Origin of the sequence: Sphingomonas sp. (assembly GCF_040398505.1) — a bacterium.
Taxonomy (GTDB): domain Bacteria; phylum Pseudomonadota; class Alphaproteobacteria; order Sphingomonadales; family Sphingomonadaceae; genus Sphingomonas.
The window spans coordinates 6521-18698 of sequence record NZ_JBBATX010000018.1 but is presented as its reverse complement, the minus strand read 5'-3'; the positions used below and the strand labels follow the sequence as shown (position 1 = coordinate 18698).

General features: G+C 65.3%; 11 protein-coding genes. 9 read left to right on the top strand and 2 right to left on the bottom strand.

Translation table 11 applies throughout. From position 1 onward, the window contains the following. Nucleotides 1–30 precede the first annotated feature (30 nt). From ABWP09_RS04200 to cobT, 4 genes are read left to right on the top strand one after another with little or no spacing between them, the layout of a single operon-like run. On the top strand, nt 31–321 hold the full coding sequence (locus ABWP09_RS04200) for a hypothetical protein (protein ID WP_353203909.1): 291 nt from the start codon (nt 31–33) through the stop codon (nt 319–321). Then, nucleotides 318–539 (top strand): hypothetical protein, encoded by a 222-nt coding sequence (locus tag ABWP09_RS04195; RefSeq protein WP_353203908.1) that lies wholly within the window; start codon nt 318–320, stop codon nt 537–539. Before ABWP09_RS04200 ends, ABWP09_RS04195 begins: the two co-directional genes overlap by 4 nt. A 58-nt stretch (nt 540–597) precedes the next feature. After that, nucleotides 598–1401 carry a hypothetical protein gene (locus tag ABWP09_RS04190; RefSeq protein WP_353203907.1) on the top strand — a complete coding sequence of 268 codons (804 nt, stop codon included), beginning with the start codon at nt 598–600 and terminating at the stop codon, nt 1399–1401. Further along, a complete protein-coding gene (gene cobT / locus ABWP09_RS04185) occupies nt 1391–3241 on the top strand; it encodes a cobaltochelatase subunit CobT (RefSeq protein WP_353203906.1) in 1851 nt (616 codons plus the stop codon). Before ABWP09_RS04190 ends, cobT begins: the two co-directional genes overlap by 11 nt. 73 nt (nt 3242–3314) lie before the next feature. Here cobT and ABWP09_RS04180 read toward each other — a convergent pair whose 3' ends face one another. Then, nucleotides 3315–5924: an HWE histidine kinase domain-containing protein gene (locus ABWP09_RS04180; protein ID WP_353203905.1), complete on the bottom strand. Its 2610-nt coding sequence runs from the start codon at nt 5922–5924 to the stop codon at nt 3315–3317. Further along, nucleotides 5917–6540, bottom strand: coding sequence for a biliverdin-producing heme oxygenase (locus tag ABWP09_RS04175; RefSeq protein WP_353203904.1), 624 nt, complete (start codon nt 6538–6540; stop codon nt 5917–5919). Before ABWP09_RS04175 ends, ABWP09_RS04180 begins: the two co-directional genes overlap by 8 nt. A gap of 321 nt (nt 6541–6861) precedes the next feature. On the opposite strand from ABWP09_RS04175, the gene ABWP09_RS04170 reads away from it, so the two are divergent. Genes ABWP09_RS04170 through ABWP09_RS04150 form a run of 5 tightly spaced genes read left to right on the top strand, consistent with a single transcriptional unit; the run spans nt 6862 to nt 12172 of the window. Then, on the top strand, nt 6862–7122 hold the full coding sequence (locus ABWP09_RS04170; protein ID WP_353203903.1) for a ribbon-helix-helix domain-containing protein: 261 nt from the start codon (nt 6862–6864) through the stop codon (nt 7120–7122). A 57-nt stretch (nt 7123–7179) separates the two neighbouring features. Next, nucleotides 7180–9651 carry a TonB-dependent receptor gene (locus ABWP09_RS04165; protein WP_353203902.1) on the top strand — a complete coding sequence of 824 codons (2472 nt, stop codon included), beginning with the start codon at nt 7180–7182 and terminating at the stop codon, nt 9649–9651. Further along, nucleotides 9651–10382 (top strand): tetratricopeptide repeat protein, encoded by a 732-nt coding sequence (locus ABWP09_RS04160; protein WP_353203901.1) that lies wholly within the window; start codon nt 9651–9653, stop codon nt 10380–10382. The genes ABWP09_RS04165 and ABWP09_RS04160 overlap by 1 nt, the downstream gene beginning before the upstream one ends. After that, the gene (locus tag ABWP09_RS04155) at nt 10376–11059 is read left to right on the top strand and encodes a Fe2+-dependent dioxygenase (protein WP_353203900.1); all 684 of its coding nucleotides are present in this window, start codon (nt 10376–10378) and stop codon (nt 11057–11059) included. The genes ABWP09_RS04160 and ABWP09_RS04155 overlap by 7 nt, the downstream gene beginning before the upstream one ends. Before the next feature lie 21 nt (nt 11060–11080). After that, complete coding sequence (locus ABWP09_RS04150; RefSeq protein WP_353203899.1) at nt 11081–12172, top strand: PepSY-associated TM helix domain-containing protein; 1092 nt, start codon at nt 11081–11083, stop codon at nt 12170–12172. Nucleotides 12173–12178: the final 6 nt, after the last annotated feature.

Here is a 12178-nt window from a genome sequence, read left to right as displayed (position 1 = left end):
CTTATAATCACATGATAAGGAGCGCCTCCGATGCAAACCGAACGTGTGACCTTCCTGACCAGCCCCGATCAAAAAGCGAAGCTCGACGCTTACGCAGCGCTTCACGGGCATTCGGTCGGCCATGTCGTGCGCGAAGCGACGATCAATTATATCGCCGCGCCGGTGTCGGAGCGTGCCGAGGATGACGCAGCGCTTGCGCTGATCCTTCCCGAGGTAGAGGCGGCGGTTGCCGACATGAAGGCGGCGATCACGGCGATGCGCGCGGATATCGGTCGAACATGCGCAGCGGTCGATGCGGTTCTCGCAGGCGAAAAGCGGTGAGTACGGGCAACAAGGTTTTCGAAGCGCTTAAGGCAGTGCTCACGCTGAAAGACCAACTGGACAATCTCGGCAAGGATCTGGGCAATCTCAACGCGAGGCTGACGCGCCTCGCCGAGGCGCACGGCGACCTGCGCGATCGCGTCAGCGGAATCGAGGGCTATTTGCGCGGGCGCAGCGAAAGCACGCCACCGCCGAGCGTCCCGCGGATCGAAGGATAGCGCGCACCAGCGCACATCCCCGCTTCCCGACACGCGCCAATCTGGTAGCAGGGTCGACGTGACCTTTCGCCTTCCCCTTCTCGCCGCGACCGCGCTGCTGCTCACCGCCGCCGCGCCCGATCCCGCACCGCCGCGCGCACCACTGCGGCTGGTCGAGACGATCTCGCCGCAGGGTCTGCAGGAAGTGTCGCCCGGCGCGATCATTTCCACCGCCGTCATCTACAAGCCCGATTCGGTGATTCTCGCGGGCGACATCGTGCTCGATTACAAAGGCGAGCAGCGCACCTTCGCGCGCGGGACGGTGATCCAGGCGGGCGGGCCGACCGGCGTTGCGGGCGTGCCCGACGCGATCTTTTGCGAACCCGTCCACGAAGCGTCGATCGGCAAGGTGCTGACCGGGCAGCTCGCCTTCGGCGTCGTCGGGGCGCTTCGCCCGACGCATCTCAACACGCGCTATTGCCTGTTCGATGCCGACAAGGATTCGAAATTCGACCACGCTTTCCTCGTCGGTGCCAAGGGCGAGGGCCGCGCGCCGTTCGCAATTCCGCCGGTCGAATATGGCACGATCGAGGGGCGGCGCCTCGCCGACGATAGTGTCGCGCGGCTGCGTTATGTCGGCCCGGCCGGAACCCCTGACATGATCGCGTTCGATCTGGAGGCGTTCGCGATCGGCAAGCTGCGCGACGTGCCAAATGCCCGCACCTTCATCTCCGTCACCAAGCTGCCGGCCTATGCCATTATCGGGGTCGCGGTGGTGACGGTGTTGACGTACGACCCCACGACCCGCGTCGCGACGATCCGCATGGATCATGATCTCGCACCCGGGCAGATCGTTTTGCCGGAGCTTGCGCGTGCCTATTGATACCCCGCTCGATCGTTTCAAAGCCGTGCTCGGCGGGACCGCGCGCGCGCTCGCCGACGAACCCGAGATCGAGCTCGCCTTCACCGCCGACGCGCCGACGCAAAGCGGCAAGCACATCAAGGTGCCGATGCCCGCGCGCAGCTTGCCGCCCGAGCAAGTGGCCGAGGCGCGCGGCTTTGCCGACGGCTTTGCGCTGCGGCTGAAGCATCACGACATCGCGCTCCACAACCGCACCGCGCCGGGCGACGCGGTGGCGCGCGCGGTGTTCGATGCGGTCGAGACCGCGCGGGTCGAGGCGCTGGGCGGGCGCGGCTATGCCGGGATCACCGCGAACCTCGACGTTGCGCTGGAAATGCGGATGCGCGCCGATCCGATCACGCGCGCCAAATCGCGCGACGAAGTGCCGCTGTCGACCGCGCTCGCTTTGATGGTGCGCGAGCGGCTGACCGGTGCAGCCCCCCCGCCTGCGACCGATCAGGGCATGGCGCTGGTGCGCGACTGGATCGAGCAGAAAGCCGGGAGCGACCTCGACGCGCTCGGCCTCGCGATCGACGATCAGCGCGCGTTTGCCAGTCTCGCCACCAAATTGCTCGAGGATCTCGATCTGATCGAGGGCGACATGCTGCCCGACGAATCCGACGAGGGCGGCAATGAGGATGAAGGCACCGACGAACAGCAGGACGATAAAGGCGACGAGGGCGAGGAAGACGGCGAGCAGGGGCAGGGCGAGATCGAGGCGCGCGGGTCCGAACAGGATTCGGACAGCGAAGACGGCGAAGGCACCGAACAAGGCGACGATTCCTTCGACGACATGGATGGCGAGCCCGGCGACGAGGGCGAGGACGGGATGCTGCCGACGCGCCCCAACCGACCGTTCGCCGATCCCTCGGGCCAGTTCGATTACAAGGCGTGGACCACCGCGCATGACGAGGTGATCGCCGCGACCGATCTGTGCGACGCCGATGAGCTGGTGCGGTTGCGCTCCTATCTCGACCAGCAACTCGTGCATTTGCAGGGCGTGGTGACCAAGCTCGCCAACCGGCTGCAACGCCGGTTAATGGCGCAGCAGAATCGCAGTTGGGATTTCGATCAGGAAGAAGGCCTGCTCGACGCCGCACGGCTCGCGCGGATCGTCGTTAATCCGACGCTGTCGCTTAGCTACAAGATCGAACGCGAAACCGATTTCCGCGATACGGTGGTGACGCTGCTGATCGACAACAGTGGATCGATGCGCGGGCGGCCGATCTCGATCGCGGCGATCAGCGCCGACATCCTCGCGCGCACGCTCGAGCGCTGCGGGGTCAAGACCGAGATCCTCGGCTTTACCACGCGGGCGTGGAAGGGCGGCCAGAGCCGCGAGACGTGGCTGGCGGCGGGGCGTCCGCCGCAGCCGGGGCGGCTCAACGACGTGCGCCACATCGTCTACAAAAAGGCCGACGAGCCGTGGCGCCGCGCCAAGACCAGCCTCGGCCTGATGATGCGCGAGGGGCTGCTCAAGGAAAATATCGACGGCGAGGCGCTGCTCTGGGCGCACAGCCGGCTGATCGCGCGGCCCGAGGATCGCAAGATCCTGATGGTCATTTCGGACGGCGCGCCGGTCGACGATTCGACGCTGTCGGTCAATTCGGGATCGTATCTGGAGCGGCATCTGCGCCAGGTGATCGGCTGGATCGAAGGCAAATCCCCGGTCGAACTCGCCGCGATCGGGATCGGGCATGATGTCACGCGCTATTATGCCCGCGCGGTGACGATCATGGATGTCGAGCAATTGGGCGGCACGATCATCGAGCAACTCGCGGCGCTGTTCGATACGCCGTCGGTGGGGCGGGGGCGGGGCTAACGTCGCAAAGCGCGCATCCGCCGCCGCGCGATGCGATGCTGCGGCGGGCAAAAACGACGCTCGGGGCTGTGGGCTACTGCCGCATCATCATCGCGCGTAGCCGATTGGCAAGCTCGCCGATCCCATACGGTTTTGCGATGATCTCGCTACCCGCGAGACTCTCCGGCAGCATATTGGATTGATCGTAACCGCTGCTGAAGGCGAACGGGATGCCGCGTTGCTTGAGCACGTCCGCGACGGCCCACGACATTTCCCCGTCAAGATTGATGTCCAGCAACGCCGCGTCGAACGTTTCGGCCTTGGCGAGCTCCATCGCTTCATCGAGCCGCGTGGCAGGGCCAACCACGTGCCAGCCAAGGTCTTCGCACATCCCCTCAACGCTCAGCAGCACCAGGAAGGAGTCTTCAACCACCAAAAGCCGGGGTTTTTCGGGCATCGCTTTGGTTGCACTCCCCATATGGGCGGCCAGCAGCTTTGTGACCGGGGCCAGTGTCAGCTCGACGAGCGAGGATTTGGGCAAGACGATGTCGCAGATAATGCCGCCGGGTTCATAGCGAATGGTCGCGCCGCCCCCGGTTTCGAGCGCCAGCGCACGTTCGATGAGGTTGGACCCGAACCCGCGCCGGACCGGCGGTTTGACCAGCGGCCCCCCCGATTCAGTCCAGGAAATGCCCAAGCCCCCGTCGTCGCGCAGATGCCACGCAACGTTGACATGACCGTCGCGCGTCGAGAACGCACCGTATTTTCCGGCATTGGTCGCAAGCTCATGCAGCGCCAGCGACAAGGACAGTGCCGATTTTGGGGTCAGGACCGCATCCACGCCGTGGATCGCGACGACGCCCGCTTCCTGGCCATAGGCTTCCAATTCCTCGCGCAGCAGGTTCTCGACCGAAACACCCTCCCACCGGCTTTGCGTCAACAGGCTGTGCGCCTTCGCCATCGATTGAATGCGCTTGTCGAGCCCTTCGACAAAACCCTTCACCGATTCGGCACTCCGGCTGGACAGCGTGACCAGCGCCTGGATGTTCGCCAAGGTGTTCTTCACGCGGTGATCGAGTTCTGCCATCAACAATTTGTCGCGCTCATGCGCTCTGACCCGTTCACGCGATGCTGCCTCGATTCGGCGCAACACCACCTGCAACAGCGAAACGCGCAAATCGAAGGCGGAATCGGTCTCCGCCGACGTCCAGGGCAAGGCGCGGTTGCGGACGGTGTGTTTCCACACTTCAAAGGATTTCCGCGGCGACAGCCGATCGCCGTCCGGGCCGATCGTCATCGGCTTGGCCGGATCGCCTGCCCATAACGCCGTTTCGACCAGCTCGGGCCGGAACCACAGGATGAAATCGGATGGATCGCGCGATACCGCGATGACCAGCAGACCCGAGGCGACATTGGCGAACGCCGCTGCGGGCGGATAGATTTCACTCAACCGATCCGTGGCGAACGTGCCTTCGGTTTCGGTCATGTACGACGTTAGCCATTCGGTCAGATCAGTGATCTGCGTGCGATTCGGCGTGGTCCCCAGAAAGGTGATTTTCCCTTCGACGCGAACGGCCACGCCGCCGCTGCGCGCACCATCAAGCGCAATGTTCCCGCCATGGATATAGTCGAGCAGATTCGGCGTTTGCTGGGTCAGGCCATAAGCATAATCCTCAACACCGGCGAGGTTGAGCATCAGCTCCTGCAGGATCTTCCGGCTCGCGAGCCGTGACTCGAATTGCTCGCTCTTTTCGCGCGCCTCCAGCTGAAGCGAAAACATCGAGCCGAACAGCTCGCACACCGCGCGCAAATGGCGCGGCAGCCTGCGTGGACTATTGTTGTGGCATGCGATCAGCCCCCACAGTTTCCCGCCGACGATGATCGAGATCGACATCGACGCGTCGATCCCCATGTTGCGAAGATATTCGCGGTGGATGGGCGAGACATCGCGCAGGATCGCATTGCTCATGTCGAGCGGCTTGCCGGTGCGCGGGTTGAGCGTGGGGGTCAGCGGTGCCGGCCCATAATCGACTTGTGTAATCAACCGCAGCCAGCTTTTCAGATAAAGGGCGCGGGCTTGTTGCGGAATATCGGCCGCCGGATAATGCAGGTCGAGAAACGGTGCGAGGTCCGGCGCCCGGCTTTCGGCAATGACCCAACCCGATCCGTCGGCCATGAACCGGTAGACCATCACGCGGTCATATTGCGCCACGCGCCGGACGCTGGCGGTCGCCATCTGGCATAACGCGTGCAGCGATTTTGCTGCCCCAAACCCTTCGACCATCAACTGCACCGCCGCCAGCGGATCAGCAACGAAGGGATCATCCGGCTCGCCCGCCTCGAATTCGATGATCAGGTTGCCATCGACGCAGTGCGCGCTGGCGTCGAGCGGGCGATCGGGCAGCACGCGCATGAGCGGATCGAGCAGATGCCGCGGCTTGACCAAGTCTTGCTCGTTGCTCAGCGCCCGGAGCCGAAGGATCTGGTCTTCGGAAAACAGCGTATCGACCGGTCGATCGAGCAGCGCGTCGATCGGTTGGCCCAAGAGCGCCTGCGTGGCGCCGGCCGCTTGCAGGACGCGCAGCGTCGCGCTTTCCAGCACCAACATCGCGCCGTGGGGCAGGATCGCGCCGGGAATATGGATCGGCTCGCGATCACAGTTCGTCAAATCGACTCGGTCGCGCTCAAAGATCAGGTCAGTCATGCCGATCGTTCCATCCCTCAAGCCACTGTTCGAATATTGCAAAGGTACGGGTTGCCCCGGCGACAACGGCCGTCCGGGTCGATGCCCCGGGCGGTACGCGCGACACGTGATCAAGATAGGCGCGCCACACCGCACCGGTTTCCGCGCCATGGCCGGCAAAAAACCGGCAGCCCGCGGTCACGTTGATGCCCAGCAAGCCGTCAAGCTGCCGCGCCAGCCCACGTCCGCCCAGCGCAGACCCCTCCACCACATAGCGTGCGCCCAGCTGATATTCGGCAGACGCGTCCACCGGAAACGCAGCGGTGCGGGGCAATGCGGCCAGGGCGGTCGGATCGACACCAAGATCGATCAGGTCGCGTGTGAGCCAGTTTGTGCGATCCGGCACCTGAGGGAGCGTCAGTTCGAAGGGATGATGGAAGCCATAGAGGCGGCACAACAGTGCCGTGTAGGCGTCTTTGCCAATCGTACCCGATTGGATCGCCGCGAACCCCGAATGATGGTGCAGCCGTTCGTGAATTGCGCCCGTTGCCACGCGCAACTGGTCGTGCAGGCTCGGCGCGGGCGAATCCGCGCACCGCGATGCGCCGTTGCGGGTCGCCGCACGGCTTTCTGTCACGAACCCATCGGATCATGCTGTTCGCTGCGCCGAATCGAAAAAGCCGCCCCGAAGAGCATACGGCTCCTCGCAGCCAATCCGCTTGCGAATGGATGCTGGTGGGCTGTGGTCAGAAAAATGTGCCGCCGATCAACGCGAGCGACACCTCCAAATGAAAATGTTGCGCCCCCGAATGACCCCCAACGCCGGTGGAGGAATTATGTTCCAAGCGCGAGTGTGTGCGCTGCGGTCGGCGGCAGGCGGGTTTACGGAAACCGAATACCCCGCGCTGACGGGCGCTGATTGGGCCGAAAGCCGGCATTCTGCTATCCTCGCGCTGACATGCCCATTACTCCGCCCCCCACCGGCTTTCACGGCCCGGTCAAGCGCTCGGTCACGATTGCCGGGCATCCGACATCGATCAGTCTCGAGCCGGTGTTCTGGCGCGTGCTCGAAGACGCGGCGGCGGTGCGGGCATTGCCGCTCAACGCCTTGATCGCGCAGATCGACGCGCTGCGTATTCAGGCCGACGATCCCCCCAATCTCGCCAGCGCGCTGCGATCCTGGCTGCTCGCAGAAAATATTGCGACTGCCTCGCAATAGCGTTGACTCTGCGAATAATTCGCAATAGCTGTTCCTCAACAGTGAGGAACGCCCATCTTGATCCCGTCCAGCGCTACGCTCCGCAAACCCGCTTTTCTCGCTTTGTCGTGCGTGGGGGCCTTCGCCACCTGGCCAGCCTCCGCCACCGAGGCAGCCCCGGCCGCCGCCAATGACGCAGACCCGGACGGAAAGCTCGACATCATCGTCACCGGATCGCGCGAACAACGCCCGCGCGACCCGAAACTGGTCGCGCCCTTGATCGACACGCCGAAATCGATCGTCGTGATCGACAAATCGGTGATCGAGCAGACCGGATCGACCACGCTCGCCGACGCGTTGCGCACCGTCCCCGGCATCACCTTTGGCGCGGCCGAGGGCGGCAATCCGATCGGTGACCGGCCGTTCATTCGCGGCTTCGACAGCCAGGGCAGCATCTTCGTCGATGGCGTGCGCGATCTTGGCGCGCAAAATCGCGAAGTGTTCGCGATCGATTCGGTGCAGATCGTGCGCGGATCGGATTCGACGCTCGGCGGGCGCGGCAATGCCGGCGGATCGATCAACATCCTCGCCAAGCTACCGCAGGCGCGCAGCTTCGGATCGGTCGCGGCGAGCTACGGCAATGCCGATTACAAGCGCGTGTCGGCGGATGTGAACGTGAAGCTGAGCGACACCGCCGCCGTCCGCATCGCCGGGCTGTGGCATGATCAGGACGTTGCCGGGCGCGACGCCCTCTATCAGCGGCGCTGGGGCGTGGCGCCGAGCGTCACGATCGGCCTCGGCACGCCGACGCGGCTGACGATCGGCTATTATTACCTCGAAAGCCACGATCTGCCCGACAGCGGCATTCCGTATCTCTACACGATCGGCAATGCGCCGGGCACCGGACAGATCCGCACCAGCCCGGCGGTCGGCCAGATCACCACCGCAGGCGGCCAGAGCGGTTTCGCGGCGCGCTCCAATTTCTACGGTCTTACCGGTCGCGACTTCCGCGATGCGACGACCAACCAGGCGACGATCCGCGTCGAGCATGATTTCGGCGGCGTGACGCTGCGCAACACCGCGCGCTACAGCCACGATCGTCAGGCCTATATCTTCACCTTGCCCGATGATTCGACCGGCAATGTCTATGGCAGCGGTCAAGTGTGGCGGCGCGCGAACACGCGCTACGGTTATGCCGAAAGCATCGTCGACCAGCTCGATCTGTCGGGCAGCGTCATGACCGGCGCGATCAAGCATGATTTCGCGGTCGGCGGCGAAGTGTCATGGCAGAAGACGCGGCGCGGCACCTTTGTCACGCGCGGCTTCCTCAATGCCAGCGGCACCGAAATCCTGTCGACCGGCGCGACCATCTCGCCGCGCTGCAACGCCGCCACGGTGGCGCGCTTCTATTGCGCCAGCCTCTTCACGCCCAACCCCAACGACCCGTGGGTCAATTACGCCAGCGACACGTCCTCGACACCCGCGGCGATCGTCCGTTCGCTGCCGCTCGCCGAGACGCAGAACGATGCCGAGACGCAAGCGATCTACGGCTTCGATTCGATCACGCTGCTGCCGTCGCTGATCCTCAACGTCGGCGCGCGCTACGATCGCTTCACCTCGCGCGTCACGCCGGGGCAACCCGCCAATGCGACGACCGCGTTCCGCCTCTCGCGCACCGACGAACTGTTCAACTGGCAGGCCGGGTTGGTGTTCAAGCCGACCAGGGAAACCAGCCTCTATGCGAGCTACGCCACCGCCGCGACGCCGCCCAACAGCTTGCTGGGTGAGGGGTTTGAGAACAATGCGCTGCCGACGACGACGGTGACCGCGAACCTGCTCGACGCGTTGCGCGTCCAGAAGACCAAGACCTATGAGATCGGCGCCAAGGGCAGCCTGTTCCACGAAAAGCTCGCGCTCGGTGTGGCGGTGTTCCAGACCGACATCAGCAATGCGCGCGTCACCGATGGCAATAACAACATCGCCTTCCTCGGCTCGACGCGGATCCGCGGGGTCGAATTCAACGCCAATGGCATGATCCTTCCGGGCTGGTCGGTGTTTGGCGGCTATACCTTCCTCGATGCCACGATCGTCGATGGCGGCTTCACCGCGCTGAGCGTGGCGGCGAACGGCGCGGCGGCGGCGACAACGGTGCTCGTCCCCTCGGTCAACACCGGCAAGGCGGTGCCGCAGACCGCGCGGCACAGCATTACGCTGTCGACCAATGTCGAGCTCAGCAAGCGCCTCTCGATCGGTGGCGGGGTCTATTTCATGGACAAGCAGAATGGCGGCTATGCCGACAATCGCAGCGCGACGCAGACCACTGCCGGCGCGGTGACCGTGGTCCCCGCGACCAAGATCCTCACGCGCGGCATTCCGAGCTATTGGCGCTTCGATCTGCAGGCGCGCGTCAAGCTGAACGATCGCTTCGATCTGTCGGTCAATGCGCAGAATCTGACCAACAAGACCTATTTCACCAGCACCTATACCAACCATTATGCGACGATCGCACCGGGCCGCACGGTGTTCGGTACGCTGACCGCCAAATTCTGATGCGCGATCCGGCAACGCTTTCGGCTGAGGAGATCACCGCGCGCCTGTCAGGCACGCCTGAGGAGCGCGCGGCGTTCGTGCACGCCTGCGCCGCGGCGGGCGAAGCCGAGGCGCAGGCGGTCTACGGCCAAATGCTGCTCGATGGCGCGGGTGTGGCCGCCGACCAGCGCGCCGCGCTCGGCTGGTTCATGAAAGCAGCGGCGCAGCAGCATCTGATGGCGATCAACATGGTCGGGCGCTGCTACGATCTCGGCTGGGGCACCGCGCCCGACAAGGCGCGCGCGGCCCAATGCTACCGCATCGCGGCGGAACGCGGGCTCGATTGGGGCATGTATAATTACGCGACGTTGCTCGCGCTTGGCGAAGGCGTCGCGCTCGACCGGGCGGCGGCACTCGGCTGGTTCCGCAAGGCCGCAGCTTTGGGCAATGCCAAAGCGATCAACTTCGTCGGCAGCTTCCATGAGGATGGCTGGGTGGTGGAGCGCGATCTCGCGGCGGCGGCGCTGTGTTACGCGCGCGCCGCGCAGGGCGGGGATTTTCGCGGGGCCTTCAACCATGCGCGAATGCTCGGCGCGGCGGGCAGGCACGAGGAGGCGATCGGCTGGCTCAAACGGGCAGGGGCCAGCGCGACCCCGGCGTTCGTCGAGAAAGCCGCCGCCTGGCTCGCGGCGTCCGATGTGGCGGCGTTCCGCGGGCGCGGCGTCCAGGCGATCCGGAGCGCATCATGCTGACCGTCATCCCCGATCTGCTGACGCCGGCGCAGGTCGCCGCTCTCCGCGCGACGATCGATGCCGCCGACTGGATCGACGGCAATGCCACATCGGGCACGCAATCCGCGCTCGCCAAGCAGAACCGGCAAGTGCCCGAGGAGTCGGACGCCGCGCGCACCGGCGGCGCGGTGGTGCTCGATGCGCTGGCGGCGTCGCCCGTGTTCGTGGCGTCCGCCTTGCCGCTCAAGGTCTTTCCGCCCTTGTTCAACCGCTACGGCGTCGGTGACGGCTTCGCCCCCCATGTCGACACCGCGATCCGCATCCGCCGCGGCAGCGACTTTCGCATCCGCAGCGATCTGTCGGCGACGCTGTTCCTCAGCGATCCGACCGACTATGATGGCGGCGCGCTGATCATCCAGACGCAGTTCGGCGAGCAAGCGGTCAAGCTCCCCGCCGGGGCGATGGTGCTCTATCCCGCCTCCAGCCTGCACCGCGTCGCCCCGATCACGCGGGGGGAGCGAGTCGCATCCTTTTTCTGGATTCAGTCGATGGTCCGCGATAGCGAAGCGCGCGGCATGTTGTTCGAACTCGACACCGCGATCCAGTCGACCGCTGCGCGGTTGGGGCAGGGCGATCCCGAGATCGTCCGGCTGACCGGTGTGTACCATAATCTGCTGCGCCGCTGGGCGGCGCCGTAATCACGTACGGGTTCGGGTTTGATGACGAAAATTGGCCTGCGTAACACCTGGTTTCAAGTGCATAAATGGCTCGGGCTGATCCTGGCGATCCTGATCATCCCGCTGTCGGTGACCGGCGCGGCGTTGGTGTGGGACGAAGCGCTCGATCAGGCGCTCAACCCCGTGCGCTATGCCACCAGCGGGGTGCAGGAGATCGCCCCGGCGCGCTATGTCGCAGCGGCGCGCGCGGTGCTCGCGCCGGACGAGCGGATCGTGTCGCTGACGCTGCCCGACGCAGATGGCGGGCCGGTGGTCATCACGGCAAGCAAGCCCGGCACGCGCCAGGCGCTGCAAGGCCCGCCTGCGCGTACCACCGTCTGGCTCGATCCGCCGAGCGCGCGCGTGCTCGATTACGGCAATAGCGGCACCGGCCTGATCCGCACCATGCACATGCTCCACGGGACGATGCTGATCCCCGGCATCGGGCGGCAGATCGTCGGGTGGATCGGCGTCGCGATGCTGCTGTCGAGCGTCTCGGGGCTGTGGCTGTGGTGGCCAACCGTCGGGCGCTGGGCGCGCGGCCTGCGCTGGAAGCGGCATCGCAACACCGACACCAATTTGCATCACCTGCTCGGCTTCTGGATTGCGCTGCCCTTGTTCGTGCTGTCGCTGACCGGGGTGTGGATTTCCTTTCCCAAATTCTTCGGCGGCGGGCCGAACACGATGGGGATTCGCCCGAACGCGCCGCGCCCGGTGCCGCTGGAGCAGCCCAAACTGTCGGTCGATGCCGTCGTCGCCGCCGCGGAAGCCGCCAAGCTACCGGGGGCGGTCGGCAAGGTCGAATGGCCGACCGATCGCAAGCCGGTGTGGAAAGTCTCGTTCAACGGCACCCAGACGAGCGTCGGCGTCGCCGAGGCAACGGGCTTGGCCAGGGTCGATCCGGCCCGCCCCGAGGACACCGCCCGCCTTATGCGCCGCATTCACGACGGCACCGGCATGGGGTTGGGGTGGCAGATCGTGATCTTCCTGGGCGGCCTGCTCCCCGCGATCCTCGCGGTGACCGGCATCATCATGTGGTGGCGCGCGCGGGGCTGGAAAGCGGAACTGAAAGCGAAGCAGGCGGCGCGCGCTTAAGGCGAG